Source organism: Citrobacter amalonaticus Y19, from assembly GCF_000981805.1.
GTDB classification, from domain to species: domain Bacteria; phylum Pseudomonadota; class Gammaproteobacteria; order Enterobacterales; family Enterobacteriaceae; genus Citrobacter_A; species Citrobacter_A amalonaticus_C.
In genome coordinates, this window is record NZ_CP011132.1 from 1,372,583 (window position 1) to 1,392,752 (window position 20,170).

General features: G+C 53.8%; 21 protein-coding genes and 2 tRNA genes. 12 read left to right on the forward strand and 11 right to left on the reverse strand.

Going from position 1 to position 20,170, the window contains the following annotated elements; genetic code table 11:
* Positions 1–48: 48 nt before the first annotated feature.
* The 7 genes from fumD (at position 49) to ydhT (ending at position 6,444) form a co-directional block, all read left to right on the forward strand.
* Positions 49–258 (forward strand): fumarate hydratase FumD, encoded by a 210-nt coding sequence (fumD, locus tag F384_RS06300; protein WP_046480445.1) that lies wholly within the window; start codon positions 49–51, stop codon positions 256–258.
* Between the two features lie 461 nt (positions 259–719).
* Positions 720–1,346, forward strand: coding sequence for a ferredoxin-like protein (locus F384_RS06305; protein WP_042319271.1), 627 nt, complete (start codon positions 720–722; stop codon positions 1,344–1,346).
* A 20-nt stretch (positions 1,347–1,366) separates the two neighbouring features.
* Positions 1,367–3,469 (forward strand): aldehyde ferredoxin oxidoreductase, encoded by a 2,103-nt coding sequence (locus F384_RS06310; protein ID WP_046480447.1) that lies wholly within the window; start codon positions 1,367–1,369, stop codon positions 3,467–3,469.
* Positions 3,470–3,479: 10 nt separating this feature from the next.
* A complete protein-coding gene (locus F384_RS06315) occupies positions 3,480–4,130 on the forward strand; it encodes a YdhW family putative oxidoreductase system protein (RefSeq protein WP_046480449.1) in 651 nt (216 codons plus the stop codon).
* Between the two features lie 50 nt (positions 4,131–4,180).
* Positions 4,181–4,849, forward strand: coding sequence for a 4Fe-4S dicluster domain-containing protein (locus F384_RS06320; RefSeq protein ID WP_046480451.1), 669 nt, complete (start codon positions 4,181–4,183; stop codon positions 4,847–4,849).
* Positions 4,846–5,631 carry a thiosulfate reductase cytochrome B subunit gene (gene phsC / locus F384_RS06325; protein WP_046480453.1) on the forward strand — a complete coding sequence of 262 codons (786 nt, stop codon included), beginning with the start codon at positions 4,846–4,848 and terminating at the stop codon, positions 5,629–5,631. The genes F384_RS06320 and phsC overlap by 4 nt, the downstream gene beginning before the upstream one ends.
* A 3-nt stretch (positions 5,632–5,634) precedes the next feature.
* The gene (gene ydhT, locus F384_RS06330; protein ID WP_046480455.1) at positions 5,635–6,444 is read left to right on the forward strand and encodes a protein YdhT; all 810 of its coding nucleotides are present in this window, start codon (positions 5,635–5,637) and stop codon (positions 6,442–6,444) included.
* 5 nt (positions 6,445–6,449) lie between these two features.
* On the opposite strand, the gene F384_RS06335 is transcribed toward ydhT, so the two are convergent.
* Genes F384_RS06335 through F384_RS06350 form a run of 4 tightly spaced genes read right to left on the reverse strand, consistent with a single transcriptional unit; the run spans position 6,450 to position 9,549 of the window.
* Positions 6,450–7,127 carry an amino acid ABC transporter permease gene (locus F384_RS06335; protein ID WP_046480457.1) on the reverse strand — a complete coding sequence of 226 codons (678 nt, stop codon included), beginning with the start codon at positions 7,125–7,127 and terminating at the stop codon, positions 6,450–6,452.
* A complete protein-coding gene (locus F384_RS06340; protein WP_162200262.1) occupies positions 7,117–7,899 on the reverse strand; it encodes an amino acid ABC transporter permease in 783 nt (260 codons plus the stop codon). Before F384_RS06340 ends, F384_RS06335 begins: the two co-directional genes overlap by 11 nt.
* Positions 7,896–8,714, reverse strand: coding sequence for an amino acid ABC transporter ATP-binding protein (locus tag F384_RS06345; protein WP_046480460.1), 819 nt, complete (start codon positions 8,712–8,714; stop codon positions 7,896–7,898). The genes F384_RS06340 and F384_RS06345 overlap by 4 nt, the downstream gene beginning before the upstream one ends.
* 1 nt (position 8,715) lies before the next feature.
* Positions 8,716–9,549, reverse strand: a complete 834-nt coding sequence (locus F384_RS06350; RefSeq protein ID WP_046480462.1) for an ABC transporter substrate-binding protein — start codon at positions 9,547–9,549, stop codon at positions 8,716–8,718.
* A 231-nt stretch (positions 9,550–9,780) separates the two neighbouring features.
* On the opposite strand from F384_RS06350, the gene F384_RS06355 reads away from it, so the two are divergent.
* Positions 9,781–9,972: a hypothetical protein gene (locus F384_RS06355; protein WP_046480464.1), complete on the forward strand. Its 192-nt coding sequence runs from the start codon at positions 9,781–9,783 to the stop codon at positions 9,970–9,972.
* Between the two features lie 118 nt (positions 9,973–10,090).
* Here F384_RS06355 and F384_RS29780 read toward each other — a convergent pair whose 3' ends face one another.
* A complete protein-coding gene (locus F384_RS29780; protein WP_155403979.1) occupies positions 10,091–10,231 on the reverse strand; it encodes a hypothetical protein in 141 nt (46 codons plus the stop codon).
* A gap of 83 nt (positions 10,232–10,314) precedes the next feature.
* On the reverse strand, positions 10,315–11,925 hold the full coding sequence (locus F384_RS06360) for an FAD-NAD(P)-binding protein (protein ID WP_046480466.1): 1,611 nt from the start codon (positions 11,923–11,925) through the stop codon (positions 10,315–10,317).
* A gap of 164 nt (positions 11,926–12,089) precedes the next feature.
* Between F384_RS06360 and F384_RS06365 the strand changes: the two genes are divergently transcribed.
* Positions 12,090–12,887, forward strand: coding sequence for an MBL fold metallo-hydrolase (locus F384_RS06365; RefSeq protein WP_046480467.1), 798 nt, complete (start codon positions 12,090–12,092; stop codon positions 12,885–12,887).
* 36 nt (positions 12,888–12,923) lie between these two features.
* On the opposite strand, the gene F384_RS06370 is transcribed toward F384_RS06365, so the two are convergent.
* Positions 12,924–13,229, reverse strand: a complete 306-nt coding sequence (locus F384_RS06370; RefSeq protein ID WP_046480469.1) for a monooxygenase — start codon at positions 13,227–13,229, stop codon at positions 12,924–12,926.
* Between the two features lie 241 nt (positions 13,230–13,470).
* Between F384_RS06370 and F384_RS06375 the strand changes: the two genes are divergently transcribed.
* Both F384_RS06375 and F384_RS06380 read left to right on the forward strand, forming a co-directional pair.
* Positions 13,471–14,535, forward strand: a complete 1,065-nt coding sequence (locus F384_RS06375; RefSeq protein ID WP_046480470.1) for a hypothetical protein — start codon at positions 13,471–13,473, stop codon at positions 14,533–14,535.
* Positions 14,536–14,580: 45 nt separating this feature from the next.
* Positions 14,581–16,311, forward strand: coding sequence for a phospholipase D-like domain-containing protein (locus F384_RS06380; RefSeq protein WP_046480472.1), 1,731 nt, complete (start codon positions 14,581–14,583; stop codon positions 16,309–16,311).
* 37 nt (positions 16,312–16,348) lie between these two features.
* Here the strand turns inward: F384_RS06380 and F384_RS06385 are convergent.
* The 3 genes from F384_RS06385 to mdtK form a co-directional block, all read right to left on the reverse strand.
* Positions 16,349–16,425, reverse strand: a tRNA-Val gene (locus F384_RS06385).
* A 14-nt stretch (positions 16,426–16,439) separates the two neighbouring features.
* Positions 16,440–16,516: transfer RNA gene (locus F384_RS06390), tRNA-Val, on the reverse strand.
* 151 nt (positions 16,517–16,667) lie between these two features.
* Complete coding sequence (mdtK, locus tag F384_RS06395) at positions 16,668–18,041, reverse strand: multidrug efflux MATE transporter MdtK (protein WP_046497819.1); 1,374 nt, start codon at positions 18,039–18,041, stop codon at positions 16,668–16,670.
* Positions 18,042–18,259: 218 nt separating this feature from the next.
* On the opposite strand from mdtK, the gene F384_RS06400 reads away from it, so the two are divergent.
* Positions 18,260–18,901 carry a riboflavin synthase gene (locus F384_RS06400; protein ID WP_046480473.1) on the forward strand — a complete coding sequence of 214 codons (642 nt, stop codon included), beginning with the start codon at positions 18,260–18,262 and terminating at the stop codon, positions 18,899–18,901.
* 38 nt (positions 18,902–18,939) lie between these two features.
* On the opposite strand, the gene cfa is transcribed toward F384_RS06400, so the two are convergent.
* Complete coding sequence (gene cfa / locus F384_RS06405; RefSeq protein WP_046480475.1) at positions 18,940–20,088, reverse strand: cyclopropane fatty acyl phospholipid synthase; 1,149 nt, start codon at positions 20,086–20,088, stop codon at positions 18,940–18,942.
* Positions 20,089–20,170 lie beyond the last annotated feature (82 nt).

The following is a 20,170-nucleotide window of genomic DNA, read 5'->3' on the forward strand; positions in this document are numbered from 1 at the left end:
TTCAGAGTGATATATGCTGTTTATCTGAACCTGCAATGAGAGACAATAATGGCAAACCTGACAAAAGACGATGAACTGTACCGTGAGATGTGCAGAGTAGTGGGCAAAGTGGTGCTGGAAATGCGCGATCTGGGACAAGAGCCCAAACATATCGTGATTGCCGGGGTATTACGAACCGCGCTGGCGAACCCGCGTATTCCGCGTAGCGACCTTGAAAAGCAGGCGATGGTCACGGTGATCAACGCGCTGGCTGGCTAACCGTAATGAGGGATGCGCTCATCCCTTATTTCCCTTCACGAGAAAATGTCAGCAGAGCATTTATTCCGTCGAAAAATAAAGCCAGGGTAGAATTCGTTATATTGTTGTGTATATCACGCGCGCATTTTTATTTATATATGGGAACAGTTTCACATTTATTTGTAATCTGGCGGAACAATGTTTCACTGGCTTTATGATAATAAATATCACTACGCATTTAATATTTTCCTTCCCGTTTTTAATTGATGACGATCAAAGTTATGCCCACCAATAACTCCCATTATTTAATTCGCCTAACCCTAAAGGATTAGTTTATTTGCGTTAAATTGCGTTATTTATGCAATCCGGTTATGGCAAAACTTCAGCTGTGGGAGGCAACATCAGAGGCGCTGTTTCAGCATAATTAGCATCGGCCTGGGACGTGTTGTCGGCACTGCGTTTGCGAAGAGGATGCAAAATAAATGAACCAGGTTGATCGTCCATTATTAGATACTGGCTTAACGCGGCTGGAATTTCTGCGCATATCGGGAAAAGGCCTGGCAGGGTTAACCATCGCGCCCGCGTTACTGTCGCTTTTTGGCTGTAAGCAAGAAGATATCGATAGCGGCACCGTAGGGTTGATCTCCACGCCGAAAGGCGTGTTAGTGACCCAACGCGCCCGCTGTACCGGTTGTCATCGCTGTGAAATTTCCTGTACCAACTACAATGATGGCGCAGTTGGCACCTTCTTTTCCCGCATTAAAATTCACCGTCATTTCTTCTTTGGCGACAAGGGGATAGGTTCAGGCGGCGGCCTGTATGGCGATTTGAACTACACCCCGGACACCTGTCGTCAGTGTAAAGATCCGCAGTGCATGAAGGTCTGTCCCATTGGGGCGATTACCTGGAACCAGGAAGATGGTTGCATTGCTGTCGATCACCGACGCTGTATCGGTTGCAGCGCCTGTACCACCGCATGTCCCTGGATGATGGCCACCGTCAATACGGAAACGAAGAAATCGGCAAAATGCGTTTTATGCGGTGAGTGCGCCAGTGCCTGCCCGACCGGGGCATTAAAAATCATCGAGTGGAAAGATATTACTGTTTGAGTCTTGCAAAGGAAAAAATTATGGCTAACGGTTGGACAGGTAATATTTTACGGGTCAATCTTACAACAGGCGATATTACCCTTGAAGATTCCAGTAAATTTAAAAAATTTGTCGGCGGTATGGGGTTCGGCTACAAAATTATGTACGACGAAGTTCCCGCCGGCACGAAACCCTTTGATGAAGGCAATAAATTAGTTTTTGCGACGGGACCGCTTACGGGATCCGGCGCACCCTGTAGTTCTCGCGTTAATATCACGTCGCTCTCCACATTCACAAAAGGCAATCTGGTTGTCGATGCGCATATGGGCGGCTTTTTTGCGGCGCAAATGAAATTCGCCGGCTATGACGCCATCATTATTGAAGGCAAGTCGGCATCTCCCGTCTGGCTGAATATTAAAGACGACAAGGTCACTCTCGAAAAAGCCGATTTCCTGTGGGGGAAAGGCACACGTGCGACGACGGAAGAAATTTGCCGGATGACCTCGCCGGAAACCTGCGTGGCGGCGATTGGCCAGGCGGGTGAAAACCTTGTGCCGCTCTCTTGTATGCTCAACAGCCGCAATCACAGCGGCGGCGCAGGGACAGGCGCGGTGATGGGCGCGAAAAAACTGAAAGCGATTGCCGTGGAAGGGACAAAAGGCGTCAACATTGCTGACCGCAAAGAGATGAAGCGGTTGAATGATTACATGATGACGGAGCTGATTGGCGCGAATAACAACCATGTTGTGCCCAGTACCCCGCAGGCGTGGGCGGAATACTCCTCTCCCGCGTCGCGCTGGACCGCACGTAAAGGACTGTTCTGGGGCGCGGCAGAAGGTGGGCCGATCGAGACTGGCGAGATCCCGCCGGGTAACCAGAATACCGTCGGTTACCGGACCTACAAGTCGGTCTTCGACTTAGGTCCGGCGGCAGAAAAATACACGGTGAAAATGAGCGGCTGCCACTCTTGCCCGATTCGCTGCATGACGCAGATGAACATTCCTCGCGTGAAGGATTTTGGCGTGCCGAGCACCGGCGGGAATACCTGCGTGGCGAACTTCGTCCATACCACCATCTTCCCGAACGGCCCGAAAGACTTTGAAGACAAAGACGATGGCCGCGTCATCGGTAACCTGGTGGGGTTGAATCTGTTTGATGATTACGGCATCTGGTGCAACTACGGTCAGTTGCACCGCGACTTTACGTATTGCTACAGCAAAGGGGTGTTTAAACGCGTCCTGCCAGCTGAAGAATACGCTCAGATCCGCTGGGATCAACTGGAAGCGGGCGATCCGAATTTCATCAAGGATTTCTACTATCGTCTGGCGCATCGCGTCGGTGAACTTAGCCATCTGGCGGATGGGTCGTATGCCATTGCCGAGCGCTGGCAACTGGGTGATGAATACTGGGCGTATGAAAAAAATAAACTGTGGTCACCGTTTGGTTTTCCGGTTCACCACGCCAACGAAGCCTCGGCGCAGGTGGGGGCCATCACCAACTGCATGTTCAACCGCGACTGTATGACCCACACCCACATCAATTTCATCGGCTCGGGTTTGCCCTTAAAACTTCAGCGGGAAGTCGCCGCTGAACTGTTTGGCTCACCAGACGCCTACGATGAAACCAAGAATTACACGCCGATCAATGCGGCAAAAATTAGATATGCCAAATGGACGCTACTCAAAGTGTGCCTGCATAACGCCGTCACGCTGTGTAACTGGGTCTGGCCGATGACCGTGTCGCCGCTGAAAAGCCGCAACTATCGCGGCGATCTGGATCTGGAAGCCAAATTCTTCCAGGCCGTAACCGGTGATGAAACCACCCAGGCCAGTCTCGATTTGGCCGCAGAACGCATCTTCACCCTGCATCGCGCCTACACGGTGAAGCTGATGCAGACCAACGATATGCGCAATGCGCACGACCTGATCTGCTCGTGGGTGTTTGATAAGGATCCGAAGATTCCGGTCTTCAGCGAAGGCACCGATAAGATGGACCGCGACGACATGCGTGAATCCCTGACGCTGTTCTATAAAGAGATGGGCTGGCACCCGGAGTTGGGTTGCCCGACGCGTGAGACATTGCATCGACTCGGTCTGGAAGACGTCGCCGACGACCTGGCCGCGCAGAATCTGTTGCCGGCGTAAGGAACATCACATGAGCCATTCAGAGGATGTGAGTCAACCTGTCGCGCCGGATGTGGATCTTGAAAAGCGACAGTGGTTGCAGGGGCGTCGTGAACAGGTCGGCGACGTAGATGAACCGGCGGTGCCAGAAAGCCCCGCGGAGATCATGGCGGATTTTATCCGCCAGTCTTCGGCGAACGGCCAGCTTGTCGCGCGCGAACTGTTCTTGCAGCCGCCGTACTCGATGGAAGAAGCGGCGCTCGCACCGCTACTGGAGACGCTCAGAGAGGGGCTTGCCGGGGAGGATATTGCCTGGGTGCAGGGCTCTCAGGACGAATATTACTACTCAACCCAGACCATGACCGCCAACTATGCCGACATGTGCGTTCAGGTAGTGGAAAAGGATATCTGTCGGGCAATCGCACAGGCGGTGCGCTTTGACTGCCAGACTTATCCGCGTCCGTACAAGGTCGCCATGCTGGAACAATCGCCTTACGGTTTTGCGCCACAGCAGATAGACGCCGCGCTCGCTGCGATTGAAACGCATCCCGACTATGCCGATATTCGCACGGTCGCGTCATCCAACGACGTACCGTACTTATTCAGCGAACGCTTTATGAGTTACGGCAAAGCGTACGGTTTGTGCGAATGGCTGGAAGTTGAGCAGTTTCAGAATCCCTGAATTCATGGAAAGCGTGGACGAGCGCGACCACAGCATTAGAGGATAACAAGATGTCCTTCACTCGACGAAAATTTGTGCTTGGCATGGGAACCGTCATTTTTTTCAGCGGACCCGGCCAGACGCTGCTGGCGAAGACAACGGCTAGCGGCCCCGTGCGTTACGTTATGATCCATGATGAATCGCGATGTAACGGCTGTAACATTTGCACCCGCGCCTGTCGCAAAACGAATCATGTTCCTGCGCAGGGAAGTCGCTTGTCGATCGCGCATATTCCCGTTTCAGATAATGACAACGAGACGCTGTATCACTACTTCCGTCAGTCTTGTCAGCACTGTGACGATGCGCCCTGCATTGAGGTTTGCCCGACCGGGGCGTCGTGGCGCGATGAGGACGGGATCGTCCGCGTCGACACGTCGCGCTGCATTGGCTGCAGTTACTGCATTGGCGCGTGTCCCTATCAGGTGCGCTACCTGAATCCGCAAACTAAAGTGGCGGACAAATGCGATTTTTGCGCCCAATCGCGGCTGGCCAAAGGTTTTCCGCCCATCTGTGTCACGTCCTGCCCGGAGCATGCGCTGCTGTTTGGTCGTGAGGACAGCCCGGACATCCAGCGTTGGTTACAGGAAAACAACTATTACCAGTACCAACTTCCGGGCGCGGGTAAGCCCCATCTGTATCGTCGGTTCGGTCAACATTTGATTAAAAAGGATAATGTATGAACGCGTCGCAGAATGCTGAACAGTTCCAGGCCCAACTGGCAAACTATGTGCCGGTGTTTTCCCCCGAGTATTGGCCCGTCTGGCTGGTGATTGCCGGACTTCTGCTGGTGGCGATGTGGCTGGTGCTGGGATTGCATGCCTGGCTTCGTTTTCGCGCGGCCAACAAGGCTGCCGCCGGGCATGGCGAGAAGGTTTATCTGTATTCCCGGGCGGTACGGCTGTGGCACTGGTCGAATGCCTTGTTGTTTTTACTCCTGCTCGGCAGCGGGCTCATCAATCACTTTTCATTGGTCAGCGCGGCAGTGATCAAAAGCTTACTGACGGTACATGAAGTCTGCGGATTTCTGCTGCTGGCGTGCTGGGTCGGTTTCGTACTGATCAATGCGTTGGGCGGAAACGGCCATCATTACCTTATTCGCCCCCAGGGTTGGGTGGCGCGGGCGATAAAACAGACCCGTTTCTACCTCTACGGCATTATGCAGGGCGAAGCGCATCCGTTCCCGGCCACGCCGCGCTCGAAGTTTAACCCACTACAGCAGGCGGCTTATGTTGGCGTGATGTATGGACTGTTGCCGCTGTTGCTGCTGAGCGGGCTGTTGGCGCTCTATCCGCAGGTCGTGGGAGACCTGTTCCCTGGCGTGCGCTACTGGTTGTTACAGGCGCACTTCGCGCTGGCTGTCATCAGCCTGTTCTTTATTTTTGGTCACCTCTACCTGTGCACCACGGGCCGCACGCCTGGCGAGACGTTCCGCTGCATGGTCGACGGTTATCACCGGCATTAACTGATGCTGATCACGCGAGAAGATTTACGCAGCTGGCGGGTTGGTGCGGTGATATACCGCTGGTTTCTGCGCCGTTTCCCCGAGGGCGGTAACTACGCCGATGTACATCGGGCGTTGAGTCGCGAAGGGTATCTCGACTGGGCGAACAGCCTGGTGGAGTACGCCTGGTCGCGTTGGCTGGATGAAGAAAATTTTGCCCGCCAGGATATCTCCGCCATGTCGCGGCTGGCGAAACCTGATGCCTCTGTGGGCGATCAGCAGGTGGCAAACGCGGGTGATAACGCGAATCTGGGCTGTGCCGGCGATAACATGAAGATCGCCAGCGCAGGTTACGCGTCACAGATTGCCAGTGCGGGTTACTGCGTGCGCATTGGCAGCGTCGGCTATAACAGCCATATCAGCAGTTCAGGAGACCGCGCAAGGCTCGCTGCCGCAGGAAACTCCACGCGCATCAGCAGCGCCGGTAACGGAACGCGGATCGCCAGCAGCGGGATGCGTGTGCGGGTGAGTTCGCTGGGCGAAAGAAACCATGTTGCCAGTAATGGCGACCTGAGCCAGATAGTGAGTTTTGGCGCAGACGCTAAAATCGCCAACAGCGGCGACAATGTACATATCATCTGCAACGGCGACAACGCGATCGTTGCCAGTACCGGGGTTGTTGACTCCGTGGTGCTGGGACCGGGCGGCTGCGCGGCGCTGGCCTATCATGACGGCGAACGCGTGCGCTTTGCCGTTGCGATTGAAGGCGAAGAGGGGATCCGCGCCGGCGTGAAATACCGACTCGACGACGCGCACCAGTTTGTGGAGTGCTGAACGGCTCAACGAAGCGCAAATCGTCGCCGGGTTGCTTTCTCCAGTCCGTAGCAGAGCAGATAGTAGACCAGCCCCGTAAAGATGAAGATAGCCGCCGGATAAACCTGCTCCCGGCTGTTAACCTGTCCCGCCACCGTTGTCAGTTCCGGCACGTTGACAATAAATGCCAGCGAGGTGTCCTTCAGCAGACCAATGCATATCCCGGTCAGAGAAGGCAGGATATGACGCAACACCTGCGGCAGCAGAACCCCACGAAGTGCCTGAACAGGACTGAAGCCCTGGGCAATGGCTGCATCATACTGTCCGTCAGGCAGCGCGTTGAGCCCGGCGTATACCGAATGCATAACCGACGCGGCGGTAAACCATGCCAGCGCCAGCGTCACGGTTGCCGCACCAGGCAGATCGCTGCCGGTCAGCATGGGCAGCAGATACCACATCCAGAAAATGACGAAGATCAGCGGGATCCCGCGAATGAGTTCCGCCCAGACGAACAATCCCTTCCGGACGACACCCGGAAAACGCCAGGCGAGAGCGGCAAGGGCAATACCGCCAGGTAAGGCCAGTGTCGCCGCCCCCAGCGCCATCATCAGAGTCAACAGCACGCCGCCGGGCTGTCCATCAGCCAGTCGTCCCCACAAGAGATAATCCAGGTTGTCGGTTATCACTGCAATATTAGCGATCATGCTGTGGACTCCTGAACCGTAACCGACGGGCTGGTATTTTTTTCTCCTGTCGGGGGGCGGGACCCAGACGGGTCAGCAGCAGACCGAGAGCCACACCGGTGAACAGATAAAGCCCCGTACCTACGGCAAAGGCTTCCAGCGCATGGGCGTTATAGCTTTCAATCTGGCGAACCTGGTAGGTGAGTTCCGCAAAGCCAATGCCGCTGGCTAATGACGACAGTTTCATCAGGTTGAGATATTGTCCCACCACCGGTTGCCAGGCGTTGGTCAGCCCCTGCGGTAACAGGATATGGCGGAAAGTCTGCCACGAGGAAAACCCCTGTGAGACGGCGGCTTCGCGCTGTCCGGCTGAGACAGCCTGTAACCCGGAGGCCACTTCCTCGACCAGGAACGCCGAGGTAAACACGCCGAGTCCCCATGCCGAGCAGAGAAATTCAGGCGTCAACCACCAGACGTTGCCGGGCAGGATTGACCAGCCGTGTTCTGCGTTAACAAAATCAACAAATCCACGCGGCAGCAGATTCCAGCCAGCGAAGTACCAGAACAACAACTGGACCAGCAGCGGGGTGTTACGAAACAGCGATACCCAGCAAGCCACGACACGGCGGCCAGCCATATGGCCGGAAAGGCGCAGGGCTAACAGAATAATCGCCAACAGCGTGGCGAGGAGGATCCCTGCAGCGCTAACCCACAGCGTGGTGAGAAATCCGGAGAGGATCCATTGCAGGGGAAGGCCGGTGAGCACCCCCTGCCAGTCCATTGACGGCATTATTGTGATGACTCCTGATGCAGCGGATCCAGTACCTTTTGCAGAAAGCGCTGAGTTCGCGGGTGCTGTGGTCGGGTAAAAAAGTCATCCGGAGGCGCGACCTCAAGAATGTCGCCGCCGTCGATAAACACGACCCGGTCGGCAATTTCGCGGGCGAAATGCATCTCGTGTGTTACCACAATCATCGTAATGCCGCTGTGCGCCAGGCGTTTCATCACCTGCAAAACCTCACCGATCATTTCCGGATCGAGTGCAGAGGTGGGTTCATCAAACAGGATAATTTGCGGTGAGGAGGCCAGCGCGCGGGCGATTGCCACCCGTTGCTGTTGACCGCCGGAAAGCTGTGCCGGATAAGCATCAGCCTTTTCTTCCAGGCCGACCTGCTCCAGCAAGGCACTGGCACGCTTCGTGGCATCGGTTTTATTCCAGCCGTGGACGTACTCCAGCGCGAGGGTGATGTTCTGCTGCGCGGTCAGATGGGCATACAGATTGAACTGCTGGAAAACAAAGCCTATACGGCTGCGCAGGTGTCGCAGCGCGGCTCCCTTAAGCTGACCGATCGGTTTGTCATCAATAAAAATGTCGCCACCACTCAGTGACTCCAGTTGGTTGATCAGGCGAATCAGGGTTGATTTTCCCGATCCCGAGGGGCCAAGAATGGTCACGACTTCGCCAGGCTCGACGGTGAGACTGACGCCGTTGAGTACCCGGTGATCGCCATACGCTTTCACGACATCACGTAACGCAACCCGTGCCTGGCGTAACTGGCTGAAATCCGCAGCCTGAGCTGCGGAAGGAGTGAACAAACCCGCCAGCATCTTATCTGGCCTCAATTTTAAAAGCGCGCGGCTGCGGATTTTTCGTTTCCGGGCCAAACCAGACGTCATAAATTTTGCTCGCCTGCTCGCTGGATTCGAGCCTCAGCAATTCATCGTTAACGGCTTTCAGCAAAGCCGTTTCACCTTTCTTCACGCCCACGCCAATCTCTTCTTTGCTGAGTAAATCCGGCAGGATTTTGAACTGTGCTTTGTCCGGTGCGCCGCCAAGCAAGCCCGCCAGAATAGTGGAGTCCTGAGTGATGGCCTGCACGTTGCCGTTACGCAGTGCGGTTAACGCCAGCGGAATATCGTCGTAAGCCAGAACGCGGGATTGCGGGAACCGCTGATGCAGCGCCTGCTCACCGGTAGTTCCCTTCACCGCGCCGATGCGGGCGCGGCTGTATTCATCCAGTTTATCGGGTGACGAGACCGGCACCAGGAACTGCTGTCCGGTGACAAAGTAGGGCACGGAAAAGTCGATAACCTGGGCGCGCTCGGGGGTGATCGTAATATCGGCGACGATCAGGTCGGCTTTGCCCGATTGCAACAGCGGAATACGATTGGCGGGGTTGGTGGCGACCAGTTCCAGTTTCACACCCAGCGACTTCGCCAGCGCCTGGGCGAAATCGACATCGTAGCCGACAATCTGATGCGTTTTCGCATCAACGGAGCCAAACGGCGGGTTGGCGTCAAACGTCGCGACTTTGACCACGCCCGCGGCTTTGATATCGGCGAGTTGGTCGGCCTGTACCTGAACGCTGATGACGCTCGCGGCGAGCATGACGCCGAGAGCGAGGATCGTTTTTTTTGAGCTGTGTATTTTCGTTGCCATCATTTTCTTTGATATCCCTGGAGTTATTGGTTTGTCCTTTTACGCTCCCACAACCCAAACCCAGGACAAAAGAAGAAAAAAGACTTACTTATGTGCAAAAAGTTATTAGTGAACAGTGTGTTAACGAAGCGTTACTAACGAACAAAAACAGATAACGGTGAAAAAAAATCGCATTTCATTTTTCACGCCGTTTGCGCTGCAATGAAAAACACCTGACAAGCAAAGGAGCGGGAGATGGAGAAGATAAAAATGTGGATGGCGCGTCTTTCGGCGCGTGATGTCATCACGCCTGACCCGACCCGACAGCCTGGTGCAGAGGTCAATCTGCAGCGCGTTGTGGAGTCGATTCTTCCTGTCGCCAGCCTGTACGGCGTGGACATTGCTAACATTGACCCGGAGTGGTTTCGTGATCAAACAACACGCTGAACATCGTCGGATGCGCGAAGTGTACTGGAATGAAATCTGCAATAACGGCGGAAAGACTGAGGAATTAAAAAGCGCTTACAGACCTGCCGCACAGAACTGCGCGGCAGGGTGAACTAAATCAGATTTTGCAGGCGTCGCCGCAGTCGTCATCGGCAATCACCGATTCCGCTTTTTTATCCGCATCTTCCAGACGCTCTGCGTTACGTTCCTGTGCTTCTTCCAGTCCGCTAAAGACCAGATTATCGAGATCAATTTCCATCGTTCATCCTTCTTCATTCATTTTTGACATCCGCCAAGTATAGGGCAAATACAGCACCTGATGCATCCACAATGCGTGCGGCGTTACGCATCATAAAGGGATAAACGTCTGCGCAGGCGGGTTGCGGGTTTCGATACCGCCCTGGCCATCGCAGTGCCAATTTCCTGGCAGGCGACTAACCCCTGAATAAATGGCCGGTCATGCATCAAATAGGGCAACGCGCCAAAGGCAATTCGTCCGCGAACACTCTCAGACGCCTGAAGCGTATAGTCATCACCAACTTCCGGAATGTCATCACCACACGACAGTAATTGCCTGCGTAATCGCGGGAACGGCAAATCCGCTGTCTTCAGGGGTTTTTGACCTCGGGCGTCGATGAAAACGTCAAATGTCAGACGATCGTTGTGCGTCGTAATCTCGGTACGATCCGCTTTTATCTCCTTCCCGTAATTTTGTCCCAGCGTGAGAATGCGCAGAATACCGGCGGCGTGCAACGCCAGCATACGGCGAATGGACTCTGACGGGATTGCCGCATAATTATCAATAAACACGCGGGCGAGTCCTGAACTGAATCGTCTGCTGTCTTTTTCATCCAGATGGGCAACGATATCCTGAACCCCTTCATGTAAACGCAGCAGGGTATAGCGCCAGGCGACGGTGTGTTTGTCTCGCTTGTTCGCTTCGACTTCCTTCAGATTGGCGGCCGCCCAATCGAACGGATCGCTGTGCGTTCTGTCGGCAAACAGCGCTGTGGGAAAGCTATCCGCATCCAACAAGGAGAGCGATATTTTCTGAGCCCATTTCGGGTCGGCTAATGTGAGTTCTTGCTGCATAAGGGTAAAAACGCGATCGAGGAGTCCTGCTGAACCCGCATCGATTTCGCGCGTAATGGCCTCATCAGTAGCGCACGCTAACGGTTCATAGGGAATGGGGCAGTAGAAGTCGGCTTCCGGCAAAATGCCGGAACGGGACATCAGCGTAATCTCCAGCGCTTCACTGTCTTTATCCAGAGAGAAATGGACCTGATTTTCCTCCGTCTCGTGAAACGTTCCATGCTGTACCGCAACGGCCATTGCGGCATCCAGGGCGCTCAGTGAGGTTCCCAGAATACCTACCCGGACGGCTGGCACGTCAGCCTCCATCAAGCCGGACCAGGGGCTGGGATAAAAGGCGCGTGTGGATTCGTCATCGTCCGGCCAGACATGTCCAGTGGCGATAATCGCTAAGTCAACGTGCAGCGCCGCCGCGTGTTGATCCGTCCAGAGTTGTACGCCAGTGGGACCCGCGGCAACATCCGTGACTTCACAGGATTCATACAACGTTATTTTAAAACCCTGATTTTCTGCCTGGCGGACGGCGTGTAAAAACTGCGCGCGGAAATAGTCGCCCAGTAAAATGCGTGGCAGAAACTGGCGCTGGTGCAGAGACTCCTTCTTAACGCCGTATTGTGCGAGGTACTGTGCCTCCTGAGTTTGCAACCACTCAAGCCAGGTGTCGAAAAGCGGGGGGACCTCGATACTGGCAATATTTGCCAACATTATTGGGGTATTTTCAGAATGGCCATAAGGCATTCCAATTCCTGCTTCACGCCCGCGTTCGAAGATGGCGATCTCCAGTGGCTGATCCTCTTTTAATAATGAGAAAAAGGTATAAACCCCCGTCGGGCCAGCCCCGATAATTGCGATTTTTTTCATATCCCTGTCCGTCCCGTTCTTCTTATTCTGCCGCTGAAACGCGTGGTACATCGTGTAAGTGTAGATGAGTCAGGTACGGGGTTTGGTCTGGAATAGCATTGTGTCCCTGACAGGCTGCATCCTCTGCCATACTTATCGTTGTTTGAGTCAGGTCAGGAGAGACGATGATAACGCTGTGTAAAGCCTGTGGTACTTCATATGACGCCAGTCAGCGTCCCGTCGAACGCTGCAAGATTTGTCAAGATGAGCGGCAATATGTGCCGGTATCCGGGCAGTCGTGGATTGATTTTGACGACCTGACTCGCAGCCACACCAACAGGTGGCAGCAACATACGCCGCACCTGTTTAGCCTGACAACCATTCCGGCTTTTGCGATAAACCAGCGGGCGTTTCTGCTCAGAACGCCGGTGGGAAATGTCCTCTGGGATTGCATTGCGAATCTGGATCCGGCAACCCGAACGATCATCCGCGCATTAGGCGGATTGAGCTCCATCGCTATCTCACATCCTCACTACTACACCACGATGCAGAACTGGGCGGAGGCGTTTGACGCTCCCGTCTGGCTCCATGCCGCTGACAGTGGCTGGATCATGCGTGACAGTCCCTGGATCCGCTTGTGGGAAGGGGAGGAGCACAGTTTGCTTCCCGGCATCACGTTGCTGCGTCTGGGGGGCCATTTTGCCGGTGGAACTGTTCTGTACCAGGATGAGGGGGAAGGAACTCTCCTCAGCGGAGATATCTTGCAGGTGACCCCGGGTGCCGACGCGGTATCATTTATGTGGAGTTATCCCAACATGCTGCCCTTGTCGTCTGGTACGGTGGCAGGCATTATGCGTCGGCTCGAAGGTGTGAAATTCGCCAGTTTGTACGGCGCGTTTGAAGGACTGAATATTGTTAGCGATGCCCACGAGATAGTGCAGCGTTCGGGAGCAAAATATCTCTCCTGCCTGACGTCTCGTTAAGTCACATGAGGGGGAGAGCCCCCTCATCACTATCCGTTAGCCGAGCTTCGCGTTATTGATCTCACTTAACGGGATATTCACATCAAATATTTTGGCAATCACGTCCTCAACGCCGAGATTTTTTAAGCGTGCGGTATGCTTGTCCAGATAGGCCAGCGCGGTCTCTTCATTTTCGAAAAGATAAATCCCTCCCGCTTCCTGATTTTGCTCGCTTTCTGTCCACACCTTCCATAAAAAGCCCGGTTCCTGATTAATTGATTCCGCCAGACCACGCAGTTGGTCTGCCATTTCTTGACCAAACGGTCCATCAAATGCGAAGTGAAGCTGTAATAATTTAGGCATAATCCTGCTCCCTCTAAATACTCAACGATTAATTGTGTCATGGATTGTATCAGATTCAGGGGGAACAATAATGCCGACACATTTTCTCTGACTGGAATATTACTTTTCGATCACCTCAACGGGTGAAAGATTCATGCTTACATCATGGATTACGCTTAGCCCCGATACTTTTAAACCCCACTATTCTCACAAAAGCAAGTCAATCACGTGATATTCCTTCATTATTCGTCACGAGGCCACAATGCGACTACTGCTTATTTTACCCATCAGCGCATTATTATTGTTACCTCCCACAGCCGAATTACAGGCGGCGTCGAGTGCCATTGTCCCGGTCCAGCCGGGCGTCGCCACACCGATTGCCCGCGCCCCCTGCATCACGCCGCCGGAGGCTTCTCCTGTTGGTACGATAACCGTGGAAAAGGACGGTGCGCTATTCGTTGCCAGCATCACGGTACCCGAGACACAACAGGCCCCCTTCCTGGTCACGCTTAATACCGGAGAGACCAACGTTGCCCCTTGTTCAGGGGACAAACCGCTGCTGGTGCAGGTCATTCCGAAGCAACAGGCCCAGATCTCATCAGCCTCCGTCCAGCAGGCCTTCATGGTGCTGATGGCGGCCTTTGTGCTGGCGCTGCTGATGGAAAGCGCTTTTGCGCTACTGTTTAACTGGCGTCTTTTTCAGGCGCTTGTGGTGGGACGCGCCTGGCGTACCCCCATTATGCTGGTGGGCTCCTGGCTCGTCGTTAGTTCATTTAAGCTCGATTTGATTGTTGAATTGTTTTCCGCCTACCGTGGATTCACGGTGTCCGGGGGCGTGTTCACCGAGATCCTCACCGCGATGATCGTCAGTGGTGGCAGCGTAGGGGTAAACAAAATCCTGACAGGGCTTGGTTTTCGCTCTGCGATCCCCCGCCAGGATCCGAATACCGATCGGGCATCACTGGCACAAAACGAAGCCTGGGTTTCTCTGGATATTTCGGCAGTTCTGCCTGGACGGCGTCTGAGTGTGGAAATGCAGGAAGACGTTGCACCCGCGGGGACCGCTCCGACCCTGGCGATATTTACGCCACCGGGTGAGGGGCGGTTGAAGGCGATAATGTTTCCGTCGCGCGGCCGTCTTCCCGCCAGCGGCGGTATGCGAGTCTCCGCATTGGACAAACTGTACTACTTCGCGATTCGCGATCTCAACAGTAACCAGCTTTATGACGTGAACGGCAATAAGATCCCCGATATCAGACATTCGGCACCTTACTGTTTTGCCGCAAGGGCGATTGTGGATTTCTCCGTCGTTAAATTGCAGCCGTAATATCGGCGCGCTGAAAAGTATAATTATTTAACCATCGAGGTCACTATGTCTGAATATACCTGCTATGCCACGGATAACGGTTTTCATTTTAAGCTATGGCGTGGAGAAAGAATGGTACTGCTGGGTTTCGATGTCGATGAACCCGAACCTGACTTTGTTGGCTTTGCCGTAAAAGTGTGCCCGCCGAACAGTAAAAAATATACCTGCCTTAAAAATCGTATCGCTTTTGATTATACGGATGCGAAGGTAACGGGCGATCGGTTGTTTGATACCAACGTCGCACCGTTGCAACGATTTCGTTGGATCCATTTTCCCTGGCAACCGGTAGCAGGAATTTATCACTATCAGGCAACTAAAATGCATATGGAGCCTGACGGGAGTTTACGCGAGGGAATTACCCTGGAAAACAGTATTGAGCTTTCGCCGGTCACATACGACGATATTGTTGATATTGGTTTTACGCGCAACTTCGCGTCGTCGCAGGCATATCGTGACCAGTTTAATAATAACTCTGACATTATTCCCGGCGCAGGTGAGGATGGGCTTAATTTTAAACTGCGCGACGATGTGAAAAATAGTCGGGGTGAAACCGTTTATGACTGGCTGGGATTTGAAGCAAAAACCCTGATTGATACGTTTATTCAGGAGGTAGTAGACAATCCTGATCTCCATCTCGATTTCATGGCCTTTGATCTGGATCTTCCGGATCTGGTCGAAAAACTGGAGGCGATCGGCCCACGCCTGCGCGCGGTGATTGATGATTCTTCAAAGAAAGATAAAGAGACGGGTATCCCGGAAGGGCACGGCGCGAAGAACAGCAGCGAAAGCGTGGCGTCGCAGCGACTGACTGCCGCTGGGGCACAGGTCACACGTACCCGCTTTTTTAACCTTCAGCACCATAAGGTCCTGATCCAGCGCGATAAGCAAAATCAGGCGGTTAAAGTGCTGTGCGGCTCAACCAATTTTTCTTTCCGCGGGCTCTATATCCAGGCGAATAATGTGCTGGTCTTTCATTCCTCTGGCGTTGCGGCATCGTTTGGTCAGATGTTTGAGGAGGCGTTTACTAAGCCTGAAGCATTCCGCCACTCGCCGTTATCGCAGAGTATACAGACAATAAAACATGCTAATGGTCCGACGGTTAACATCTCTTATTCTCCCCATCGCGAAACGTCGCTTTCGCTGGACCCGGTGGTGAACGCCATTAACCAGGCGAGTTCGTCTGTGTTCTATTCCATTGCTTTTCTTAATAATATGAAGGAATCACCGGTGGGCGTTGCGCTTACAGAATTACTGAATCGTCCTGTCTTCAGCTATGGCACGGTGAATACGGCGGGAGAATTGCAGGTAATTAAACCGGATGGCACGCTGGCCGTTGCCGATTTTGCCTACCTGGCGAAAAAAGCGCCAGAGCCATTTCGAACTGAATGGGCAGGGGGTAAGGGAATCAATATTCACCATAAATTTGTGGTGACCGATTTTAATCTGGCAAGCGCCAAAGTGTTCACCGGATCGAGCAATCTGGCCCCCTCGGGTGAGAAGAATAATGGTGACCACCTGATCATGATTGAAGATCAAAAGATCGCGACGGCTTATGTTATTGAAGCCATCAGGGTGTTTGATCATCTGCAGTTTCGTCAGCGGATGCAGGGGGCTGCCGACGTTCAGGTGATTACGTTGCTCAAACCTGAAGCGATGACAGGGCAACCGGCTTGGTTTACCCGATTCTACGTAGCAGGCAGTCAGGCGAATAATGACCGTTTACTGTTCAGTCGTTAACAGGGAATTGATGGATAATTGCGGGATAACAGCAAAATGGTGCGTCTGAATGGACTCGAACCATCGACCCCCACCATGTCAAGGTGGTGCTCTAACCAACTGAGCTACAGACGCATATAAAGATGAGATGGTGCGTTCAATTGGACTCGAACCAACGACCCCCACCATGTCAAGGTGGTGCTCTAACCAACTGAGCTATGAACGCAATGTTGTGTGTGACAACGGGGACGAATATTAGCGGCAGAGCCGGGATGAGGCAAGAGGGAAATGGTAATTTTCTTCCGGATTTCACCCGATTGCGGAGGAAGTGCGCAAAATGTCGAGAGAATAGCCGCCAGCTGGCGGCTATTGCCGTTTTATCGCGCAGCGCGTTGCAGAATGACCGTCGACGGCTGGCGTTGCAGGAAACGCATCCGCAACATCATCATGATTGCTGCCGAGGTCAGACCGATGATAAAGCCTATCCAGAATCCAGCCGGCCCCATGCGGTCCACCACCAGGTCGGTCAGGGCGAGGATATAACCGCTCGGCAGTCCCAGCACCCAGTACGCGGTAAGGGTGATAAAGAAAATCGAACGCGTATCTTTATAACCACGCAGGATCCCGCTACCGATGACCTGGATGGAGTCTGAAATCTGATACACCGCCGCCAGCAGCATCAGCTGCGCCGCCAGTGTCACTACTTCAGGATTGTCGTTATAGAGCAGGGCGATATGCTCACGCAGCGTTACGGTAAAGATTGCAGTGAGACACGCCATGCAGACGCCAACGCCTAAACCCGTACGCGCGGCGGTTTGCGCATCCAGCGTAGAGCCTTGTCCCAGACGATAGCCCACGCGAATAGTCACCGCCGCCGCCAGCGACATCGGCAGTACAAACATCAGCGAGCTGAAATTCAGGGCAATCTGGTGACCCGCAACATCGACAATGCCCAACGGCGAAACCAGCAGCGCCACGACGGCGAACAGCGTGACTTCAAAGAACAGCGCCAGCGCAATCGGCAGACCCAATTGCACCAGGCGTTTCATCACTGCGCTATCCGGCTTGCTGAAGCGCTGTTCATTGCGAATATCGCGCATCGAACGCGCATGTTTGACATACCAGAGCATCGCGCAGAACATCACCCAATAGACCGCAGCGGTGGCTACGCCGCAACCGACACCACCGAGTTCCGGCATGCCGAAGTGACCATAGATAAAGATATAGTTCACCGGAATGTTGACCAGCAGACCAAGAAACCCCATCACCATGCCGGGTTTGGTTTTTGCCAGACCTTCACACTGGTTACGCGCAACCTGAAAAAACAGATAACCCGGTGCGCCCCATAACAATGCGCGCAGGTAACCGACGGCCTTATCCGCCAGGGCCGGATCAATATTGTGCATCGCGCGGATGATGTAACCGGCGTTCCACAGGACAACCATAATCAGTACCGAGACGAAACCTGCCAGCCAGAACCCCTGGCGAACCTGATGCGCAATGCGCTCGCGGCGCCCGGAACCGTTGAGCTGAGCAATCACCGGGGTCAACGCCAGCAGCAACCCGTGACCGAACAGAATGGCGGGCAGCCAGATGGACGTCCCGATGGCGACGGCGGCCATGTCGGTGGCGCTGTAGCCACCCGCCATCACGGTATCGACGAACCCCATTGCGGTTTGGGCGATTTGCGCAAGAATCACCGGTATTGCCAGAGCCAATAACTGACGCGCTTCACTGATATACTTCTGCACGTGTACACCTATCATTTTGTTTTTATTTGAGAGACTAAAAAAGCCGCCACGAGTGGCAGCAAGAAGAAGATGCAGGGGAAATTTCAGTCTATTGTAGCGATGAATACATATTTCTCCAGTGAAAAAACAGGCGCAATGGGCGCTTGACTGGCAACCTGATTTTCCAACTGCTATTGTGGCAGGCTGAAATGGCTTAACTGAATTCAGGAGTTGCAGGTATGTTTACGGGTATTGTGCAGGGCACCGCAAAACTGGTGTCGATTGATGAAAAACCAAATTTTCGCACCCATGTAGTGGAATTACCTGAATACATGCTGGACGCGCTGGAAACGGGCGCATCGGTGGCGCACAACGGCTGCTGCCTGACCGTGAAAGAAATTAACGGTAACCGCATCAGTTTTGATCTGATGAAGGAGACGCTGCGTATTACCAATCTGGGCGATCTGAACGTGGGCGACCTGGTGAACGTCGAGCGCGCGGCAAAATTCAGCGATGAGATTGGCGGGCATCTGATGTCCGGTCACATCATGACCACGGCGGAAGTGTCAAAGATTTTGACTTCAGAGAATAATCGTCAGATCTGGTTCAAAGTCCAGGATCCGACGTTAATGAAATACATTCTGTATAAAGGATTTATTGGCATTGACGGGATCAGCCTGACCGTTGGCGAAGTCACTGCGACGCGTTTTTGCGTGCATCTTATTCCGGAAACACTGGAACGCACGACGCTGGGTAAGAAGAAACTGGGCGCGCGCGTCAATATCGAAATCGACCCGCAAACGCAGGCCGTGGTGGATACGGTGGAACGCGTGCTGGCTGCGCGTGAAGCCGTGGTCGCAAAAACCGCCAGCGAAGCGTAAGGCCGCGCTACCCCCGCAGAACAGCGGGGGGATGAGGTTTATCGGGCAATCCGCAGGCCGTCTTCGACGCCGCGCGAGAACACCACCTGCCAGAGTTGAATATCGCGGGCGCGAAACGCGCCGGCGCAGGCGTTCAGGTAGTAGCTGAACATCCGCTTAAAGCGCTCGGTGTAGTTATCGGCAATGTCAGGCCAGGCGGCGAGAAAACGTTCGTACCACGCCATCAGCGTTGTGTCGTAATCCGCGCCGAAGTTATGCCAGTCTTCCATCACAAAGTGCGCTTCGCTGGCATTGGCTATCTGACGCACTGACGGGAGACAACCGTTGGGGAAGATATATTTGTTGATCCACGGATCGACATTGTTGTCGGTTTTTTTCGAACCGATGGTGTGCAGCAAGAACAGACCTTCTGGTTTCAGGTTGCGATCCACCACCTGGAAATAGGTCGGGTAGTTTTTAGGACCGACGTGTTCAAACATACCGACTGATACAATGCGGTCAAACTGATCGTGCAAGTCACGATAGTCCTGCAGCAAAATTGATACATCCAGTCCCGCGCAGCGTTCCTGCGCCATCTTCTGCTGTTCAGCGGAAATTGTCACGCCAACCACGCTGACGTCGTAGTTCGTCGCCATATAGTGTGACAAACCGCCCCAGCCGCAGCCAATATCCAGCACCCGCATGCCAGGTTGCAGTTGCAACTTCTCGCAGATTAACCGCAGTTTGGCCTGCTGCGCCGTTTCCAGGGTGTCAGCCTCTTTCCAGTAAGCGCAGGAATACTGCATGTAGGGGTCGAGCATGCGGCTGAACAAATCGTTACCGAGATCGTAATGTTCTTTCCCGACGATCCACGCGCGTTTTTTACTTTGCAAATTGAACAGGCGAGCGCCAGCGATGCGGAGGGTATCTTTGAAATGGTGCGGAAGTTGGTTTTCCAGTCCTGCACGCAGGACTTTGCAAAAAAACTGATCCAGCCGATCGCACTCCCACCAGCCATCCATATAACTCTCACCCAGACCGAGCGACCCCTCTTGTAGAACGCGCTTGAAAAAATCGGGGTTTTTAACGCGTATATCAGCGGGTGATGAGCCGTTGATGGCAATGCCTGCGCGGCTTAATAATTCGTTAGTGATACGGTACCAGTCGTCATCCGGTACGCTGACTTCTTCTATACACGATGAACTCATAGCTTCTCCATCACTGGTCGGTGATCAGAACCTTAAAACAGCGTAGACGCTTTTTGGGCTTTGTGAGAAATCTCGCGGAATT

Coding starts and splice junctions, on each gene's coding strand:
- F384_RS06310 (WP_046480447.1), top strand. CDS start 1,367: ATGGCTAACGGTTGGACAGGTAATATTTTACGGGTCAATCTTACAACA.
- F384_RS06350 (WP_046480462.1), bottom strand. CDS start 9,549: ATGATGGCAACGAAAATACACAGCTCAAAAAAAACGATCCTCGCTCTC.
- F384_RS06355 (WP_046480464.1), top strand. CDS start 9,781: ATGGAGAAGATAAAAATGTGGATGGCGCGTCTTTCGGCGCGTGATGTC.
- F384_RS06345 (WP_046480460.1), bottom strand. CDS start 8,714: ATGCTGGCGGGTTTGTTCACTCCTTCCGCAGCTCAGGCTGCGGATTTC.
- F384_RS06315 (WP_046480449.1), top strand. CDS start 3,480: ATGAGCCATTCAGAGGATGTGAGTCAACCTGTCGCGCCGGATGTGGAT.
- F384_RS06380 (WP_046480472.1), top strand. CDS start 14,581: ATGTCTGAATATACCTGCTATGCCACGGATAACGGTTTTCATTTTAAG.
- F384_RS06320 (WP_046480451.1), top strand. CDS start 4,181: ATGTCCTTCACTCGACGAAAATTTGTGCTTGGCATGGGAACCGTCATT.
- cfa (WP_046480475.1), bottom strand. CDS start 20,088: ATGAGTTCATCGTGTATAGAAGAAGTCAGCGTACCGGATGACGACTGG.
- F384_RS06360 (WP_046480466.1), bottom strand. CDS start 11,925: ATGAAAAAAATCGCAATTATCGGGGCTGGCCCGACGGGGGTTTATACC.
- F384_RS06400 (WP_046480473.1), top strand. CDS start 18,260: ATGTTTACGGGTATTGTGCAGGGCACCGCAAAACTGGTGTCGATTGAT.
- F384_RS06335 (WP_046480457.1), bottom strand. CDS start 7,127: ATGATCGCTAATATTGCAGTGATAACCGACAACCTGGATTATCTCTTG.
- F384_RS06375 (WP_046480470.1), top strand. CDS start 13,471: ATGCGACTACTGCTTATTTTACCCATCAGCGCATTATTATTGTTACCT.
- F384_RS06305 (WP_042319271.1), top strand. CDS start 720: ATGAACCAGGTTGATCGTCCATTATTAGATACTGGCTTAACGCGGCTG.
- F384_RS06365 (WP_046480467.1), top strand. CDS start 12,090: ATGATAACGCTGTGTAAAGCCTGTGGTACTTCATATGACGCCAGTCAG.
- F384_RS06370 (WP_046480469.1), bottom strand. CDS start 13,229: ATGCCTAAATTATTACAGCTTCACTTCGCATTTGATGGACCGTTTGGT.
- phsC (WP_046480453.1), top strand. CDS start 4,846: ATGAACGCGTCGCAGAATGCTGAACAGTTCCAGGCCCAACTGGCAAAC.
- ydhT (WP_046480455.1), top strand. CDS start 5,635: ATGCTGATCACGCGAGAAGATTTACGCAGCTGGCGGGTTGGTGCGGTG.
- F384_RS29780 (WP_155403979.1), bottom strand. CDS start 10,231: ATGGAAATTGATCTCGATAATCTGGTCTTTAGCGGACTGGAAGAAGCA.
- fumD (WP_046480445.1), top strand. CDS start 49: ATGGCAAACCTGACAAAAGACGATGAACTGTACCGTGAGATGTGCAGA.